The 16184-nt window shown below is 73.7% G+C and carries 17 protein-coding genes; 10 read left to right on the top strand and 7 right to left on the bottom strand.

The annotated features are described in order from the left end of the window. Window positions 1–81 precede the first annotated feature (81 nt). From ACFYVL_RS32590 to ACFYVL_RS32575, 4 genes are all read left to right on the top strand, one after another. Window positions 82–741, top strand: coding sequence for a response regulator transcription factor (locus tag ACFYVL_RS32590; RefSeq protein ID WP_389251300.1), 660 nt, complete (start codon window positions 82–84; stop codon window positions 739–741). Between the two features lie 5 nt (window positions 742–746). Beyond that, entirely contained in the window at window positions 747–1994 is a 1248-nt protein-coding gene (locus tag ACFYVL_RS32585; RefSeq protein WP_389251426.1) for a sensor histidine kinase, read from the top strand. Next, the gene (locus tag ACFYVL_RS32580) at window positions 1991–2857 is read left to right on the top strand and encodes a sulfurtransferase (protein WP_389251298.1); all 867 of its coding nucleotides are present in this window, start codon (window positions 1991–1993) and stop codon (window positions 2855–2857) included. The genes ACFYVL_RS32585 and ACFYVL_RS32580 overlap by 4 nt, the downstream gene beginning before the upstream one ends. 137 nt (window positions 2858–2994) lie before the next feature. Continuing rightward, entirely contained in the window at window positions 2995–3537 is a 543-nt protein-coding gene (locus ACFYVL_RS32575) for a hypothetical protein (protein WP_389251296.1), read from the top strand. A gap of 131 nt (window positions 3538–3668) precedes the next feature. Here ACFYVL_RS32575 and ACFYVL_RS32570 read toward each other — a convergent pair whose 3' ends face one another. Continuing rightward, window positions 3669–4694, bottom strand: coding sequence for a DUF2382 domain-containing protein (locus ACFYVL_RS32570; RefSeq protein ID WP_389251294.1), 1026 nt, complete (start codon window positions 4692–4694; stop codon window positions 3669–3671). Window positions 4695–5059: 365 nt separating this feature from the next. Between ACFYVL_RS32570 and ACFYVL_RS32565 the strand changes: the two genes are divergently transcribed. Beyond that, window positions 5060–7576, top strand: a complete 2517-nt coding sequence (locus ACFYVL_RS32565) for an ATP-binding protein (protein ID WP_389251293.1) — start codon at window positions 5060–5062, stop codon at window positions 7574–7576. On the opposite strand, the gene ACFYVL_RS32560 is transcribed toward ACFYVL_RS32565, so the two are convergent. Then, window positions 7549–7707 carry a hypothetical protein gene (locus tag ACFYVL_RS32560; RefSeq protein WP_389251291.1) on the bottom strand — a complete coding sequence of 53 codons (159 nt, stop codon included), beginning with the start codon at window positions 7705–7707 and terminating at the stop codon, window positions 7549–7551. The two genes, ACFYVL_RS32565 and ACFYVL_RS32560, sit on opposite strands and share 28 nt — an antisense overlap. A gap of 379 nt (window positions 7708–8086) precedes the next feature. On the opposite strand from ACFYVL_RS32560, the gene ACFYVL_RS32555 reads away from it, so the two are divergent. After that, the gene (locus ACFYVL_RS32555) at window positions 8087–8554 is read left to right on the top strand and encodes an ATP-binding protein (protein ID WP_389251289.1); all 468 of its coding nucleotides are present in this window, start codon (window positions 8087–8089) and stop codon (window positions 8552–8554) included. A gap of 175 nt (window positions 8555–8729) precedes the next feature. Beyond that, window positions 8730–9473 carry a GAF domain-containing protein gene (locus ACFYVL_RS32550; RefSeq protein ID WP_389251287.1) on the top strand — a complete coding sequence of 248 codons (744 nt, stop codon included), beginning with the start codon at window positions 8730–8732 and terminating at the stop codon, window positions 9471–9473. Window positions 9474–9500: 27 nt separating this feature from the next. Here ACFYVL_RS32550 and ACFYVL_RS32545 read toward each other — a convergent pair whose 3' ends face one another. Further along, window positions 9501–9854, bottom strand: a complete 354-nt coding sequence (locus ACFYVL_RS32545; RefSeq protein WP_389251286.1) for a hypothetical protein — start codon at window positions 9852–9854, stop codon at window positions 9501–9503. A 197-nt stretch (window positions 9855–10051) separates the two neighbouring features. On the opposite strand from ACFYVL_RS32545, the gene ACFYVL_RS32540 reads away from it, so the two are divergent. The 3 genes from ACFYVL_RS32540 to ACFYVL_RS32530 all read left to right on the top strand — a co-directional run bounded on the left by ACFYVL_RS32540 (window position 10052) and on the right by ACFYVL_RS32530 (window position 12340). Next, a complete protein-coding gene (locus ACFYVL_RS32540) occupies window positions 10052–10549 on the top strand; it encodes a cation:proton antiporter regulatory subunit (RefSeq protein WP_389251284.1) in 498 nt (165 codons plus the stop codon). Window positions 10550–10568: 19 nt separating this feature from the next. Then, on the top strand, window positions 10569–11789 hold the full coding sequence (locus tag ACFYVL_RS32535; protein WP_389251282.1) for a cation:proton antiporter: 1221 nt from the start codon (window positions 10569–10571) through the stop codon (window positions 11787–11789). Window positions 11790–11884: 95 nt separating this feature from the next. Beyond that, window positions 11885–12340 (top strand): tellurite resistance TerB family protein, encoded by a 456-nt coding sequence (locus tag ACFYVL_RS32530; protein WP_389251280.1) that lies wholly within the window; start codon window positions 11885–11887, stop codon window positions 12338–12340. Window positions 12341–12467: 127 nt separating this feature from the next. Here ACFYVL_RS32530 and ACFYVL_RS32525 read toward each other — a convergent pair whose 3' ends face one another. From ACFYVL_RS32525 to ACFYVL_RS32510, 4 genes are all read right to left on the bottom strand, one after another. Then, window positions 12468–12968 carry a GNAT family N-acetyltransferase gene (locus ACFYVL_RS32525; RefSeq protein ID WP_389251278.1) on the bottom strand — a complete coding sequence of 167 codons (501 nt, stop codon included), beginning with the start codon at window positions 12966–12968 and terminating at the stop codon, window positions 12468–12470. A gap of 43 nt (window positions 12969–13011) precedes the next feature. Then, the gene (locus ACFYVL_RS32520) at window positions 13012–14127 is read right to left on the bottom strand and encodes a M23 family metallopeptidase (RefSeq protein WP_389251276.1); all 1116 of its coding nucleotides are present in this window, start codon (window positions 14125–14127) and stop codon (window positions 13012–13014) included. Window positions 14128–14226: 99 nt separating this feature from the next. Beyond that, window positions 14227–14817, bottom strand: coding sequence for a Uma2 family endonuclease (locus ACFYVL_RS32515; protein WP_389251274.1), 591 nt, complete (start codon window positions 14815–14817; stop codon window positions 14227–14229). A gap of 55 nt (window positions 14818–14872) precedes the next feature. Further along, window positions 14873–15892: a helix-turn-helix domain-containing protein gene (locus ACFYVL_RS32510; protein ID WP_389251272.1), complete on the bottom strand. Its 1020-nt coding sequence runs from the start codon at window positions 15890–15892 to the stop codon at window positions 14873–14875. Between the last annotated feature and the right edge of the window lie 292 nt (window positions 15893–16184).

Below are 16184 nucleotides of genomic sequence, written 5' to 3'. Positions count from 1 at the left end.
GCGTGGCGCGGGAGGGTGTTTCGTTTCTCTCAAGCCCGCCTTTACACCGACGAAAGGTGCGCGTGGGTTACACAGATCCCCATGCGCGTACTGGTGGTGGAGGACGAGGCGTTCCTCGCGGAGATGATCGCCGAGGGGCTGCGCCGCGACGCGCTGGCCGTGGACGTCGCGGCCGACGGCACCGAGGCCCTGCGGAAGCTGAACTTCGGGGCGTACGACGTGATGGTCCTGGACCGGGACCTGCCGGGCGTGCACGGCGACGAGGTCTGCCGCCGGGTGGTCCGCCTCGGTCTGGAGACCCGCATCCTGATGCTGACCGCCTCGGGGACCGTACGGGACCGGGTGGACGGGCTCGGCATCGGCGCCGACGACTACCTGACCAAGCCGTTCGCGTACGACGAGCTGCTGGCGCGGGTGCTGGCGCTCGGCCGCCGCTCCCGCCCCGCCCTGCCGCCGGTCATCGAGCGGGCCGGGATCGTGCTGGACACCGCGCGCCGCCAGGCCGACCGGCACGGCCGCCCGCTGCACCTGTCCCGCAAGGAGTTCGCCGTACTGGAGGCGCTGCTGCGGGCGGACGGGGCGGTGGTCAGCGGGGAGGACCTGATCGAGCAGGTCTGGGAGGAGCACACCAGCTACCGGACGAACGCGGTCCGGGTCACCCTGAGCAAGCTGCGCGCCAAGCTGGACGATCCGCCGGTGGTGGAGACGGTGCCGGGCGTCGGCTACCGGATCGCGTCGTGAGGGTGCTGCGCAGCGAACGCGGGCGTCTCACCGCGCTCTACGGCGGGCTGCTGGTGCTCGCCGGAATGCTGCTCACCGGTGTGGTCTACCTCCTCGTCCGCGAGGGGCTCTACTCGTCGATCAGCCTGGCGGTGACCACGGTCGTGCCCGCCAAGGTGCTGGAGGCCGTCCCGGACCCGGGCGGGACGGCCGTCCCGTCCCCGCGGACGTCCTTCAGGCCCGCGAGCCCGGCGCCGTTCCCCTCGGGCATGCCCGCGGAGGCGGTCCGGCCGGGGTACGCGGTGACCCAGCAGCTCAGCGACGCCGTCGAGGGGGCCGCGCTGGACCGGCTGCTGATGGTCTCGCTGGGGGTGCTCGCGCTGTACGCGCTGGCTTCGGTGGTGCTCGCCTGGTGGATGGCGGGGCGGGTGCTTCGGCCGGTGGCCGTCATCACCGACACCGCCCGCAGGCTGTCCGGCGACAACCTGCTCGGTGCCCCCTCGGGCGAGCCGTGGGGCCGCATCGACCTCAAGGGGCCGTCCGGCGAGCTGAAGCGGCTGGCCGACACCTTCGACTCGATGCTGGAGCGGATGCAGCGCCTGGTGGCCGCCCAGCAGCGGTTCGCGGCGAACGCCGCGCACGAGCTGCGCACCCCGGTCGCCGTCCAGCGGGCCGCCGCCGAGATCGGGCTCGCGGGCGACCCGGACCCGGAGCGGGTGGCCCGCATCCGCACCAAGCTGATCGACGTCGCCGACAACAGCGAGCGCATCATCAACGGCCTGTTGCTGCTGGCCGCCTCCGAGCAGGGGCTGGAGCGCCGCGAGCCGGTACGGGTGGACGAGGTGGCCCGCCTCGGTGCCGAGGGGCTCGCCGCCGAGGCGGCCGAGCGCGGGGTGCGGGTGTCCGTCGACGCCCGGCCGCTGACGGTGGCGGGCGACGCCGTCCTCCTGGAGCGGCTGCTGCACAACCTCCTCGCCAACGCCGTCCGCCACAACCGGCCCGGCGGCCGGGTGGACGTGCGTACCGGACCCGCCGGCATCGAGGTGTCCAACACCGGCCCGGTGGTCCCCGAGGAGACCGTCCCGCTGCTCTTCGAACCGTTCCACCACACCGGCGGCGGGGGCGCGGGCCTGGGCCTGTCCATCGTCGAGTCCATCGGCCACGCCCACGGGGCGACCGTCGCCGCCGCACCGAACCCGCCCCCGTCGGGCGGTCTGACCGTCCGGATACGGTTCCCGTCGACGAGCGACGCGGACGAGGGGAGCGGGCAGTGAACGCACGGGTGGCACAGGACGGGACGGTACCGGGGCCGCTGGTCGGGCCCGAGTGGCTGGCGGAACGGCTGGGACGGCCGGGGGTGGTGGTGCTGGACGCGTCCGTGGGGGCGAAGCGGGGGCTCGGGCCGTGGATTCCCGGCGCACGCCTCTTCGACATCGACGGGGAGCTGTCCGCGCACGGCCCCGGCCTGCCGCCGCACACCATGCCGGACGCCGACCGCTTCACCGCCGCGGTACGGGGGCTGGGGCTAAACGACGGCGACCGCGCGGTGGTCTACGACGCCGCCGGGATCTACTCCGCCGCCCGCGCCTGGTGGATGCTGCGGGCGATGGGCCTCGTCCGGGTGGCCGTGCTGGACGGCGGCCTTCCGGGGTGGCGCGCGGCGGGTCTGCCGGTGGCCGAGGAGGCGCCGGACCCGTCCTCGTACGGACGCGGGAACTTCACCGCGCGCCCGAGGAGCGGGGCCTTCGTGGGGCTCGACGAGGTGCGCCGGGCGCTGGCGGACGAGGGGCGCACGGTGCTCGACGCCCGCAGCCGGGGACGCTTCGCCGGTACGGAGCCGGAGCCGCGCGCGGGACTGCGCGGGGGCCACATGCCGGGTGCGGTGAACCTGCCGTTCACGGAGCTTCAGGACGGTACGGGCCGGATGCTGCCGGAGCGCGAACTGCGGGCCCGCTTCGACGAACTCCCGGACGGTGGAAGGCAGTTGGTGGTCAGCTGCGGTTCCGGGGTGACGGCCTGCGTGCTGGCGCTGGGGGCGGAGCTGGCCGGGCGCCGGGAGGTGGCCGTGTACGACGGCTCGTGGAGCGAGTGGGGCGCCGCGGACGCGGGGACGCCCGTACGGCTGGGCGAGGGGTGACCGCTGCGGCGTACGGGGCCGGTGGGGTTTGCCCAGGCCAAACCTTCATCAAGTTCGCGTCAGGAGTGCCCGTCGTACGTCAGTGAAACGTCAACTCCCATCGACCGGGGCGCCGAAGCGCGCATAGCCTCCCTGGCATGGGAAGCGTGGGAGGACCGTCCGACCGGCACCACTGCCCCGTGGCCCCGGTGTACGACACCGAGTGGGCCGAGGACGTACGGCATGCCGTGCGCTGCGCGGTGACGCTGCTGGTGATGCTGGTGGTGATCGACGTGGCGGCGGAGTCGGCGAGTTGGCCGCGCGCGGCGCTGTGGCTGGGGCTGGCCGGGGTCCTGCTGGTCATCCTGGTGCCGGTGCGGGTGACGGCCGGCCCCGGCTGGCTCGCCACCCACGGCGTCCTCGGCGCGCACGTCGTACGGACGGACCGGCTGGTGTCCGTACGGTGGGCGGACGGCGTGGCACAGCGCATGGTGCTGCGGGACGCCGACGGCGAACGCGCCGAACTGGACCCCAGGGTGCTGGTCGCCAACCCGGCGCTGTGGCGGATGCTCGACGAGGACGCACGCGCGTGCGTGGCGCGGGGAACGCTGCGCTGCGGAAAGACCGCCCTGGAGAACCTGGCCGACCGCATCGACCGCGAAACGGCCCGCACGGTGTTCCGGGTGTCGGGCCTGGAGTGAGACGGGGCGGGGGCGGGGCCCGGGAGAGGGCGCCACTCGGCGGGCGGCGCGACGCGGCACACGCCGCGGGCGGGGCGGGAGCGCACCGCAGTGTCGTCGCTCCCGCCCCGCCCGTCACCTGCCCCGCAGGGTTACCGCTTGCCCCTGCCGTCGCCGAGGTCGTCACGGCCGCCCGCGTGCTTCGCCCGGATTCCCTCGTCGAACTCGACCTGCTCCTTGCGCACCTGGCCGGAGACCTCCTGCTGCTCGGTCACCTTGTAGACCTCCATGCGCACCCGCTCCACCGGCACGGTCTCCTTGCTCATGACCGCGCGCTCCTCGTGGAGCACCACCTCGACCTGGCCCTCGCCGATGTTCGCCGCCGTGCGCCCCGCCCGGCGCTCCTCGTCGGTGATCGGCACGCGGGTGACCCGCACCTCCTCGTGGCTCACCTCGACCTGCTTGGTGACGTCCTCGGTGACCACGCGCTTGCGGAGCTGCGCACGTCCGCTCTCGCGCTCCTCGGTCGCCACGTTCAGCCGCTCCTCGGAGAGCAGCATCTCCTCGGTCTGGCCCTTCGTGCCGGTCGTGCCGGCGGCCGTCCGGCCGGATATGTCTAGGTCGGGTCCGCCACGGGTCGGCGCGCCCGCGCCCGCACCGGCCAGCGGGCGGACGTTCGACTGCACGCGCCCGGCGGAGGTGTCGGCCTTCGCGCTCGTACCGGCCGCCGCCGCGGCCGTGCCCGCGGCAGCCGTGCCCGCGGCGGCCGTACCGGCGGCTCCCGCCGCGTGGCGGCCCGTCGAGGTGGTGCCGGTCGTGTCCGCGATGCCGCGCCCGGTGTCACCGGGGCCGGACATGCCGTAGTGCCGGTAGAGGGCGCCCTCCTCGGACCGGTCGAGATGGCCGTCGACGTCGATCCTCGGCGCGTCCTTGATCACTTCCTTGTCGTGCGGGACCCGCAGACCGTTGTCGGTGCGGGTCGCGCCCGCCAGCGGGACGAAGGTCTCCTTCGTGCCGAACAGCCCGGTCCGTACCGTGACCCACTCCGGTTCCCCGGTGGTGTCGTCGCGGTAGACCTTCTGCACGGCTCCGACCTTGTTGCCCTCGGCGTCGACCACATTGGCGCCGGACAGTTCCTCGGGGGTGTAGCCGCCGGAGTGGACATGGGGAGAGGTCATGGGCTTGTCGCTCCTTTTCCCGTTTCGCGCAGCACCGTTCCGTTCCGTGCGGTGCTCTGCGCATACGTCCAGTGCGCACGCCCCCCGGCCGGTCCGCGACCGCAGTGATCGACACCGGCCCGTCGGCCCGTGCCCGGCGGGGGCCCGCCGACCCGCCCGATCGGCGCCACGACTGGGCTATTACCACCCGGGCGCCCTCCTCGGGCCGCCTTCCGCGCCATGTACTCCGTTCGAGTGATGCACCCACCGTGGTAAGCCATGTCCCAGGGCGTCACCAGCTGTCACCTTCCCGTTCGGCCCCCTGACACGCACCGCCCTAACGCGCCACACTGGTACGCACATTGAGAACCGCGCGTGGGGGCGACATGGCACTCGGCTACACCCGACGCACCGGCACGCTGCCCGTCGAGGTAACCGGCTTCGTCGGACGGCTCCCGGAGCTTGAGCGCATTCGTGAGCTGCTGCGGAACGCGCGGCTGGCCACGCTGATCGGCCCCGGCGGGGTCGGCAAGAGCCGTCTCGCGCTGCGCACCGCGCTCTCCCTGAAGGGCGAGTACGACGACGGGGTGCTGCTCGTCGAACTGTCGGCGCTGCACGATCCGGAGCTGCTGCCGGGCGCGGTGGCGAGCGCGCTGGGGCTGCCGGAGCAGTCCGCGCGGGTGCTGATGGACGTGGTCGTCGAGCACCTGGAGAACCGGCGGGTGCTGCTCGTCCTGGACACCTGCGAGCATCTGCTCGACGCGTGCGCGGCACTCGCCGACCTGCTGCTGCGCGAGGCGCCGGGGGTCACCCTGCTGGCCACCAGCCGCCAGCCGCTGGACGTGCCGGGCGAACACACGCTGCCGGTACCGCCGTTGGGCGACGAGGACGCCGTCGCGCTGTTCGGCCAGCGGGCCGCCGCCGTCGTGCCCGGCTTCACCGTCGACGCCCGCAACCGGGGCGACGTACTCGCCCTGTGCAGGCGCCTCGACGGCATCCCGCTGGCCATCGAACTGGCCACGGTACGGCTGCGGGCGCTGCCCCTGGAGCAGCTCGCCGCCCGCCTGGAGCAGCGCTTCCAGGTGCTGACCGGCGGCCGGCGCAGCGCCTCGCTCCCCCGCCACCAGACGCTCCGTACCGCCATCGACTGGAGCTACGACCTGTGCTCGCCGCAGGAGCGGCTGCTGTGGGCGCGGCTGTCGGTGTTCGCGGGCTCCTTCGACCTGACGGCCGTCGAGGAGGTCTGCGCGGACGACGAGGACGAGCCGCGCACGGGCTTCCCCGAGCTGACGGCCGGCCACGGCCACCGGGCGCTCGACGGCGGGGACGGCGGGCCGGACGCCTCCGGCGGGGTCGGCTCAGGTGCCGGGCTCCACGGCCCGCAGGCCCGGCCGGACGCCTCCGGCGACCAGCGGGACGCCTTGGACGACAAGGAGACCGGCGGGCTGGCCCGCGACGAGATCCTGGAGCACCTGATAGGGCTCGTCGACAAGTCCGTCGTGCTGCGCGACGGCGACGACGGCGCCCGCTACCGGCTGCTCGACACGATCCGCGAGTACGGCGGCGACCGGTGCGCACCGGCGGAGCGCGAGCGGTGCCGCAGGCGCCACCGGGAGCACTACCTGGGCCGCGCCTCGTACTTCTTCGACATGCTGCTCACCGCCGAACAGGTGCCGCTGTACTGGCAGTTGCACCGCGACCTGGCCGATCTGCGCGGCGCCCTGGAGTACTCGCTGTCCCGGCCGGACGGGGTGCGGCCCGCGCTGCTCATGGCGGCCAGGCTGTGGCCCTTCTGGTCGACCGCCGGACTGCTCAAGGAGGGCAGGTACTGGCTGGAGAAGGGGCTCGCCCTGGACAGCGGGGTGTCCCAGGAGCGTGCGCAGGCGCTGCTCTGGGGGAGCCTGCTCGCCGTCATGCAGGGCGACGTGGGCCCGGCGCACGCGGGCTTCGAGGAGACCGTCAGGGTCGCCGGGGAGTGCGGCGCGGAGCTGGACCGGACCCTGGCCGTCGGCTACCTCGGCGGCATCGCCCATCTGATGGGCGACGAGGAGACGGCCCGCCGCAACCTGGCCGAGGCGCTGGCCGGGCACCAGCGGATGGGCGACCCGTTCGGCCTGGTCGTGCACCACTACCAGAGCAGTTACGTCCAGTCGCTGATACGCCGCTCCGACGCGTCGACCGCGCACGCCGAGGAGGCTCTGCTGCGGATCTCGCAGGCGCCGGGCGGCGGAGTCGGCGAGTGCATGATCACCGGGCAGCTGCTCGGCATCAAGGGACTGGCCGCGTGGACGCGGGGGGACGCCGCCGACAGCGTGCGGCTCGCCCGCGAGTCGCTGCGGGCCGGCCGGGAGCTGCGCGACTCGTACGCCACGACCAACTCGTTGGAACTGCTGGCCTGGGGCTCCTCCGAGACCGGCGGGGCACGGCTGGCGGCCTGGCTGCTGGGCACCTGCGGCGAGCTGTGGAGCAAGATCGGCGCCCCGATGTTCGGGCTGCCGCTCTACGAGGACGACCACGCCCGGGTGGTGGAGGCCCTGCGGGCGGAGCTGGGCGAGTCGGAGTACCAGCTGCTCTTCGAGCAGGGGGCGCAGATCCCGATCGACCAGGCCGTGGAACTGGCGCTCGCCGGGGCCACGCGCCCGGTCTCGGCGGCCGAGCGCGCGCCGTCCGTGGACCACCTCACCCGCCGGGAGCGGGAGGTCGCGGTACTGATCGCGGCGGGTCTGACCAACCGCGAGATCTCCGAACGACTGGTGATCTCCAAGCGGACCGCCGACGCCCATGTCGAGCACATCCTCGCCAAGCTGGGCTTCTCCTCGCGCACCCAGATCGCCGCGCTGACGAACGGCTCGTCCGATCCGGTCCCCGGCCGGCTTCAGCCCTTGGACGGCGGCCGGGCGTAGCGCGCGACGACGCTGAGCACGGTCACGACGAAGACGAGGGCCAGCACCAGCCACGCGGCGACGGACAGGGCGGGGCGGCCGACGGCCGTGGTGGCGGCAGCGGCGGCGGCCAGGACCGGGTGAGCGTTCATGCCCACCGTGTGCCCGCGTGGCGCGCGGAGGAACGCGGAGCAACGCGGAGTCCCTCCTGCGGGCGACACCGACCGGCCGGGAGCTGACGCGGGGGCGGCCGGCGGGCCCTCTCCGGGCGGCCCCGGCGAACGGGCCGCGTGCCTCCCCCGGACGCCCCCGTACGGCGTGAAAATGTCCGTCGGCAACCCCCGCCCCACCCCCTGACCTGCACTGTTACCGCGCCCGCCGGTGTCCCCGCGTTCCCGTGCAATTCCCATGACTGAAAACGCTCCGAGGGGGAAAGCGCGTCAGCAGAGCACCGGACTTCACGGGGGACGTCAGGTGTACGAGACAGGACGGGCGGTGCGTGCGGTGTGGGAAGCGACGATGGCTGTAGCGGTGAGCATTCCCTTCAGTGCCAGTGCGACGTACGACGGAGAACCGGGCACCATCGGTGAGGCGCGGGACTTCGCGGCGGACTTCCTGATACGGGCCGAGGCCCTGCACGGCGTCACGGTCTCCCCGAGGACGGCCGGCACGGTGAAGCTCCTGGTCAGTGAGCTGGTCACCAACGCCGCGAAGTACGCCCCCGGCCCGTGCCTGCTGGACCTCTCGGTGGACCGGGAGGACGAGGAGCAGGACGGCCGGGACGGCCCCGGGCACACGGCCCCCGAGGGCCGCCCCGCGCGCGACAGCCTGCGGATCACCGTGTGGGACACCGACACCAGCCTCCCGCAGCCCGGCGCCCCCGACCCCGAGCGGATCGGGCAGCACGGCCTGGAACTGGTGCTGGCGCTGTGCAGCAAGTACGACATCCAGCGGCTGGCGGGCGGCAAGCGCGTCGAGGTGCACCTGCCGCTCGGCTGACGACCCGATCGGCCCACCTGGCGCCACCCGGACGAGCGGGCGTACGCCCGTCCGGCGGAGGCCCTCCGATTGGCCGCCGCCCGGCGGGGAACCCGTGCGCCATGCGTACCGATCACGCCGACGGAACCCGCCGTTCCCGCGCCCACCGTGTCGACCGGAGAGGAGTGCGGCGGAGATGAGCGACTCAGGGGATGCCGGGGGCTCCGGTCCGGCCGGCCGGGGCGGTTCGGCGGCCCGGCAGGTGCTGGCGGCCGTGGACCGGGAGACGGATCCGGCGCGCGTCCCGGGGGTGCTGTGCCGGACGATCCGGCGGGCCATGGGGGTGGACGGCTCCTCGATGTCCTTCTTCACCGAGTCGTCGGACCGGCAGCTGGTGTGCACCTCCGACGAGGCGGCGCTCCGGCTGGAGCAGGTGCAGTTCGAGACGGCGGAGGGGCCCTGCGTGACGGCGGCGGCCACCAACGAGGTGGTGATCGTCCGCGACCTGCACCACCATCTGCCCACGCCCTGGCCGGTGTTCAGCAGCCGGGCGGCCGAGGGGCTGGGGGACATCGGGGCGGTGTACGGCTTCCCGATGTCCTTCGGCACGCACGTGCTCGGCGCGGTCGACCTCTACCGGCGGGAGCCCGGCACGCTGACCGAGGCGGAGGTGCGGCGCGGCCGGGACGCGGCGGGCGCGGCGGCGCTGGTGCTGCTGTCGACGTACCAGCGGATACTGGCCGGCGGCGCGGTGGTGTGGGAGCCGCAGGACGTGATCCGGGCGCACTGGTCGGACGCGCACACGGCCGTCGGCGTACTGGCGGCCCGCCTGGGCACGTCCACCACGGAGGCGCTGGCCCATGTGCGGGCGCTGGCGTTCGGCAGCGGGCGGGCGGTGTCGGAGGTGGTGGCGGAGATCATGGAGCGGACGGACGGCTAAGGCGACTCACGGGCCCCCGGCCTCGCGTCAGCGGTCGGCCACGCGCACCCGGACCTCCTGTTCCTGGTCACCGGCCGCCGTGCCCTCGTCGTGCACCGTGAACGCCCCGCGCAGCAGGTCGAGGGCGAGGGCGGTCTCCCGGGGCGCGCCCTGCACGGTGACGGTGACCGGCCCGGACAGCGGCTCCGGGGCTGCGGCGTCCTTCTCCGGGACCTCCGGCACGTCGAAGACCGACGTCCAGACCGTCGGTCCGGCGCCGGGCGTCTCCTGCGGTACGTCACCGGGGCCCCGGTCCGAGGACGGGAAGCCCGCCGCCAGTACGGCGAGGACCGCGCGGGCGTCCCGGGCGGGGCAGTCGGTGATGGTGACGGTGACCTTCATGATGCGTTCCGTTCGGTTCGCCGGCCTGCTTGGTGGGCTCCGTTCGCCTCTCCGGACTGCGCGCCCCGAAACGTGCCAAACCGTATGACGTCCGGTCCTTCCACCTTCACACACCTGGACAAACAGGGGCATCTCGGGTGCAGAGTAGGGTAATGGAAACTTAAAGTTGATCTCATTTCCCTGCCATGGAGGACCCCATGGGGACCCGCCGTTCCACCTTGCCCGGTATAGGCATCCAGTACGACTTCGCCACCGAGGGGGGCCGCCACATCTCCGTCGTCGTCCACGACGACGGCCGCCGCTTCCTCGGCTTCTACAGCGAGGACGACCCGGATGCCTGCCAGCACGCCGTACCGCTCTCCTCCGACGAGGCGACCGCGCTCGCGCACCTGCTCGACGCCGCGCCCACCGACGCCGTCCGGACCGGCGGCATCGACCTGGTCACCGAGCGCATCCCGGTGACCTCCAAGTCGCCGTACGGCGGCAAGCTCCTCGGGGACACCAAGGCCCGCACCCGCACCGGCGCCTCGATCGTCGCCGTACTGCGCCGGGCCAGCGCGCACCCGTCGCCCGAACCGGACTTCCGGCTCGCCATCGGGGACACCCTGGTCGCGGTGGGCACCAGGCAGGGCGTGGACGCGCTCGCCGACATCATCGCGGGGACCTCGTCCGGCGCGACGCTCTCCGACGACTGAGCAGAGGGACTCGAACACCGTGCACACCACCGCTCTGCTCATCGAACTCGGCGCCGTCATCCTGGCCCTCGGCATCATCGGCCGGCTGGCGGGCCGAATAGGTCTGTCCCCGATCCCCCTCTACCTGCTCGCCGGGCTGGCCTTCGGCCACGGCGGGCTGATACCCCTCGACGCGAGCGAGGAGTTCACCGCGGTCGGCGCCGAGATCGGCGTGATCCTCCTGCTCCTCCTGCTGGGCCTCGAATACAGCGCGAGCGAACTGGTCACCAGCCTCAAGACGCAGTACCCGTCGGGCATCGTCGACTTCGTCCTCAACGCCACCCCCGGCGCCGTCGCCGCCCTGGTCCTCGGCTGGGGCCCGGTCGGCGCGGTCGCCCTCGCGGGCGTCACCTGGATCTCCTCCTCCGGCGTCATCGCCAAGGTCATGACGGACCTGGGCAGACTCGGCAACCGGGAGACCCCCGTCGTCCTGGGCGTCCTGGTCATGGAGGACCTGGCGATGGCGGTGTACCTGCCGCTGCTCACCGCCATGCTGGCGGGCGTCGGCCTCGCGGGCGGCAGCGTCACGCTCCTGATCTCGCTGGGCACGGTCGGCCTCGTCCTGTACGCGGCGCTGCGGCACGGCCGGGTGATCAGCAAGGCGGTCTCCTCGGACAACCCGGAGATGCTGCTGCTCGTCGTCCTCGGTCTGACCGTCCTGGTCGCGGGCCTCGCCCAGCAGCTCCAGGTGTCGGCCGCGGTCGGCGCCTTCCTGGTGGGCATCGCGCTCTCCGGCGAGGTCGCGGAGGGCGCGCACAAGCTGCTCGCTCCGCTGCGGGACCTGTTCGCCGCCGTGTTCTTCGTCTTCTTCGGCCTCTCCACCGTGCCGTCGGACATCCCGCCGGTGCTGGTCCCGGCGCTGATCCTGGCGCTCGTCACCACCTTCACCAAGATCGGCACCGGCTGGTACGCCGCCCGGCGGGCCGGCATCGGGCCCAAGGGCCGGCTGCGCGCGGGCGGAACTCTGGTGGCCCGCGGCGAGTTCTCCATAGTGATCGCGGGTCTCGCGGTGGCGACGGAGCCGAGGATCGGTCCGCTGGCGACGGCGTACGTCCTGATCCTGGTCATCGTCGGCCCGCTGGCCGCGCGCTGGACGGAACCGCTGTTCATGCGCCTCCAGGGCCGCCGGAAGCAGCCGCCGGCCGGACCGCCGTCGCTGGAGGAGATGATCGCGGCGGAGTCCTCGGCGACGGGCCGTTAGGGCGTCTTTACTCCCGACCCTGTTAAGTTCTACAGAGCTGTAGAACACTGTGGTACCGGCGACCACGCCGACGACCCTGACGACGGAGACACTTCATGGCCCTGTGGGACCGCCTCAAGGAAACCGCCTCTACGATGCAGACCCAGCTGGAGTCGAAGAAGAACGAGCTGAAGAGCGGCTCCTTCCGGGACGCCAGCATGGCCATGTGCGCCCTGGTCGCGGCGGCCGACGGTTCGATCGACGCGTCGGAGCGGCAGCGCGTCGCCTCCCTGATCATGACCAACGACGTGCTCCAGAACTTCCCCGCGGACGACCTCCAGCGCCGGTTCAACGAGTACTGCGAGAAGCTCACGGCCGACTTCGCGTTCGGCAAGGTGAGCATCCTCCAGGAGATCGCCAAGGCGAAGAAGAAGCCGGCGGAGGCGCGCGCGGTCATCCAGATCGGCATCGTCATCGGCGGCGCGGACGGCGACTTCGACAAGACGGAGCAGGCCGTGGTGCGCGAGGCGTGCTTCGCGGTGGGCCTGCCGCCGCACGAGTTCGACCTCTAGCAGCGCCGGTACCCGGCCGCACGGGCGGTGCGGGTCAGCGGCTGTACGGCGGAGCCCCGCCCGGACCCACCCGGTCCGGGCGGGGCTCCGTGCGTACCGGGCGCCCGCGGGGGGAAGCGGGGCGCGGTCAGAACGGCGGGGCGCCGAAGGAGCGGACCGGGACCAGCTGTCCCGCACCCCAGTCCTGTTCGCCGCCGCCGAGCGGTTCCCAGCCGGTACGGGTGTAGAAGGCGACGGAGCCGGTGTCGGCCGCCACGACGTCGAGCACGGCGCGCAGGCCCAGTTCGCGGGCGGCGGCGGCCACGTGGGCCAGCAGGGCGCGCCCGGTGCCGGTGCCGCGTGCCCGGGGGGACACGAAGAGCCGGGCGACCACGGCCACCGGGCCAGCCGTCAGCCCCGGGGCCACGTCGCCCGCCCCGGGCGCGACCAGTGCCGCATGGCCGACGGGCGCTCCGTCGGGTCCGTCCGCCACCCAGGCGCCCAGGCACGGGCCGCCGCCGATCCAGGTCTCGGGGGCGGCGGGCCAGTTCCGGGGGTAGCGGTCCTTCTCGTGCACCTCGCGCAGGACGGGGACGAGCGCGGGCAGGTCCGCGGGCAGGCGGGGCCGTACGGCGGGGGAGGTCGTCATCCGCGTATGAAAGCACGCCCCTCGCGGACACCCCCGGCCGGTGTCAGACCTTCACCCCGTGCTCGCGCAGCCACGGCAACGGGTCGACTCCGGAGCCCAGTTGCGGGGTGACGCGGACCTCGAAGTGCAGATGGGGGCCGGAGATGTTGCCGGTGCTGCCGGAGAGGGCGATGGTCTGGCCCGCCGCGACCTGCTGGCCGGTGCGGACGCCGAAGACGGACAGATGGGCGTACTGGGTGAAGTAGCCGTTCGGGTGCCGGACGATCACCTGGTTCCCGAAGCCGTCGCCGCAGCCGATGAAGTGGACGGTGCCCGCGCCGACGGCCCGTACCTCGGTGCCGTCGAAGACGGCGAAGTCCTGGCCGGTGTGGCGGTGCTTCCAGTGCCCGCCGGACTGGGCGAAACCGGCGGACAGCGGCGCGGGGTCCACCGGTTTGACCCACCGCGGGGCGGCGGCCCGGTCGGCCGGGGGCGGCGGGCCGAGCGGTTCGGCGGACCCTCCGCCGCCGCAGGACGGGCCGGGGGCACCGGCGGCGGACGCGTTCCAGCCGGTCCCGGACACCCGGGCCGCGGCGCGGGCCGCCCGGCGGGCCTCCTCGGCAAGCCGCAGCCGCTCCTGAGCCAGCCTGAGCTTCCGCTCGATCTGGCCGCGGGCCGCCGCCTGGCGCACGAGGTCCGCCTTCAGGGCGCCCAGTACCGCCGCGGACGCGGCCCGGTCGCGGGCCAGCCGGGCCTGCGACTCGCGCACCCGGGTCAGCAGGGACGCGGTGGCGTGGCCGCCGCGCCCGGCGAGCGACATCCGGCGCATCAGCTGCTCGGGGGAGCCCGCGGTGAGGAACCGTACGGTGGTGGTGAGGGACCCGGCCCCCACCCGGTACTGACTGCGCGCCAACTCCCCCATGGAATCCCGCAGTTGTTCCAGTCGCACCTTCTCGGCGGCCTCGGCGGCCCGCAGCCGGTCCACCTCGGCCCGCGCCCTGCTCACCGCCCTGCGCGCGGCCTCGTGCGCCTGCACCGCGGTACTGGCCTCCCGGTACAGCCGCTCCACCTCGGCCGCTTCCGGTACGGGATCGGCCTGGGCACTGCTGCCCGCACCCGCCACCAGCAGGCAGGCGGCCATCGACAACGCGCACCCTCGCATGAACTCGACTCGTCGCATTGACCGACTGTGACAACAACCGCCCACTCCCCGGGCGAACCCGCCCCCGGGACGCGCCGCCCGGATCACCCGGGTGCAGCAAGGCGCCGGGGGCACGGCTCAGGCGTATCGGGGCAGTCCCTCGGTGGAGATCGTCCAGGAGGCGATGGTGACGTCCTCGCCGTAGACGAAGTCCTCGCGGACGGCGTAGCGGGGGCCGTCCGGCGTCGAGTGGATCCCGGAAAGGACGGCACCGGTGCCGGTGCGGGGGTCGAAGAGGGCGTAGACGGGGATGCCCATCAGCGGATAGTCCCGCGTCTTGCTCACCCAGTCGTTGTCCGGGTTGGAGCGGGAGACCACCTCGACGACAGCGAGGAGCGTGTGCGGGGCGAGAGAGGTCTCGACGTCCAGGTCGTCCCAGTCGAGGACGATCACGTCGGGGTGGCGCACGATGCCCTCCGCCTCGTGTTCCACGTCGGGCGTTCCGGTGTGCGCGAGCAGGTTCTCCGGCATCACGGATTCCAGCCGTCGGCTGATGCGCGCGGCCGTCACTTCGTGCGGGCCCCCCGGGGACATCATGTCGTGGACGATTCCTTCCTTGGTGACCTCGAACTTGCCGGGCAGTTCTTCCCGCAACCGGTCGATCGCCTCACGCATGTCCCGGTACCGGGCAGTGCCGTGGGGGTGGGCTGCGTCCGGGGCGATGGGCATGGCGGGCGGCTCCTGTCGTCCGTACCTGCGGGCAGGAAGGGTCGTCCCACTCATGCTAGGTGCCCCCCGGCCCCTCGGTTCGGCAGTCGCGGCAGGCGCCCGGCCGTGGGGCGCGGAACACCCGTCCGCAGCCGTCGCAGTCCTGCAAGGGGTCGGGCCGTACGACCACGGGGGCGGGCGGCAGGGCGCCCGGCATGTTCTCCGCGAGCCGGTAGGCCAGCAGGGCGCGGGCGTTGCGCGGGGTGTCGGGCAGCCGCTCGGTGAGCGCCCGGCGGACCGCGTCCGGCGCCACCTGCCGCTCCAGCCAGGCGGCCACACCGGGGGCCAGCCGGTGCACGTCGCGGTCGGCGAGGGTGAGCCGGGTGTCGTCCTCGCGCAGTGCGGCGAGGAGGTCGCGGGCGGCCTGGTCCCGCTCGGGATCGAAGGTCCGGGGCACGGGCAGCGGACGCGGGTCCCTGCGGGGCGGGGCGGGGTGCTCGGCGGGGTGCTCGGCGAGGGCGGGGGGCGGGGTGGTGCTCGGCTCGGGCACCGGTGACGGCTCGGGGGTGTGTGGCGGCTCAGGGGCTCGTACCGGCTCGGGTGGGCGCACCGGCCCGGGTGCGCGTGACGGGTCGGGCGTGTGTGGCGGGTCGGGTTCGTACGGGTGCTCCTGCTCCCGTTCCGCAGGTACGGCGTCGTCCTCCCCGGCCCACAGCGGCGGCAGTGCGGCGGCGGCAGCGGGCCGGGCCGGGCGGGTCCGCGCGGCGGGACGCACGGCGACGGCGGCGTGCGGTGCACGGGTCGGGCGGGGCCGGGTGTCCGGGCGGGGCGGGGCCGTCTCCGGACCGGGGTGCTGTCGCGCGAGCGGCGCGTCGGGGCGGTCGCGGAAGACGGTCCGGGTGACGATCTGGCCGTTCGGCAGCCGCACGCGGTCGCGGGAGAGGTACCCGGCGGTCTCCAACTGCCGCAGTGCGGAGGCGATCCGCGCTTCGCTCTCGTGCGGGAAGCGCAGCCTCAGGAACTTGATCCCGATGTTCGCCCCGTCGGGCAGCGACATGATGTGCAGGCCGAGGCCCATCGCGGTGAGGCCGAGCACGGCGTGCTGGGAGAGGTGGTCGCCGACGACCGTGAACCGGTTGTGGTGACGGGACCGCAGGTGAACGACGCCCCTGCCACCGGATCGGGTGGCAGGCCGGCGTCCACGGGACCTGGCGCGCGGGGGCGCGTTAAGCTCGTGGGCATCCATAGGGAAGGTGTTCGCTTCCTCTTATGGTCAGGCCCTCGATCGGGATTGCCGTCCCGGCCGGGGGCCGACGCGTTTCTGGAGTTGTGGGGTGATCCCTGGTGGATCGTGGCGAGCATATGCCACCCAACCGGAGCCAAATCCA

Origin of the sequence: Streptomyces sp. NPDC004111 (assembly GCF_042874215.1) — a bacterium.
Taxonomy (GTDB): domain Bacteria; phylum Actinomycetota; class Actinomycetes; order Streptomycetales; family Streptomycetaceae; genus Streptomyces.
Note: the sequence above shows the minus strand (reverse complement) of the source record. Positions and strands in the feature narration are given on the sequence as shown.

Coding starts and splice junctions, on each gene's coding strand:
- ACFYVL_RS32590 (WP_389251300.1), top strand. CDS start 82: ATGCGCGTACTGGTGGTGGAGGACGAGGCGTTCCTCGCGGAGATGATC.
- ACFYVL_RS32575 (WP_389251296.1), top strand. CDS start 2,995: ATGGGAAGCGTGGGAGGACCGTCCGACCGGCACCACTGCCCCGTGGCC.
- ACFYVL_RS32570 (WP_389251294.1), bottom strand. CDS start 4,694: ATGACCTCTCCCCATGTCCACTCCGGCGGCTACACCCCCGAGGAACTG.
- ACFYVL_RS32565 (WP_389251293.1), top strand. CDS start 5,060: ATGGCACTCGGCTACACCCGACGCACCGGCACGCTGCCCGTCGAGGTA.
- ACFYVL_RS32560 (WP_389251291.1), bottom strand. CDS start 7,707: ATGAACGCTCACCCGGTCCTGGCCGCCGCCGCTGCCGCCACCACGGCC.
- ACFYVL_RS32550 (WP_389251287.1), top strand. CDS start 8,730: ATGAGCGACTCAGGGGATGCCGGGGGCTCCGGTCCGGCCGGCCGGGGC.
- ACFYVL_RS32545 (WP_389251286.1), bottom strand. CDS start 9,854: ATGAAGGTCACCGTCACCATCACCGACTGCCCCGCCCGGGACGCCCGC.
- ACFYVL_RS32540 (WP_389251284.1), top strand. CDS start 10,052: ATGGGGACCCGCCGTTCCACCTTGCCCGGTATAGGCATCCAGTACGAC.
- ACFYVL_RS32530 (WP_389251280.1), top strand. CDS start 11,885: ATGGCCCTGTGGGACCGCCTCAAGGAAACCGCCTCTACGATGCAGACC.
- ACFYVL_RS32525 (WP_389251278.1), bottom strand. CDS start 12,968: ATGACGACCTCCCCCGCCGTACGGCCCCGCCTGCCCGCGGACCTGCCC.
- ACFYVL_RS32520 (WP_389251276.1), bottom strand. CDS start 14,127: ATGCGACGAGTCGAGTTCATGCGAGGGTGCGCGTTGTCGATGGCCGCC.
- ACFYVL_RS32515 (WP_389251274.1), bottom strand. CDS start 14,817: ATGCCCATCGCCCCGGACGCAGCCCACCCCCACGGCACTGCCCGGTAC.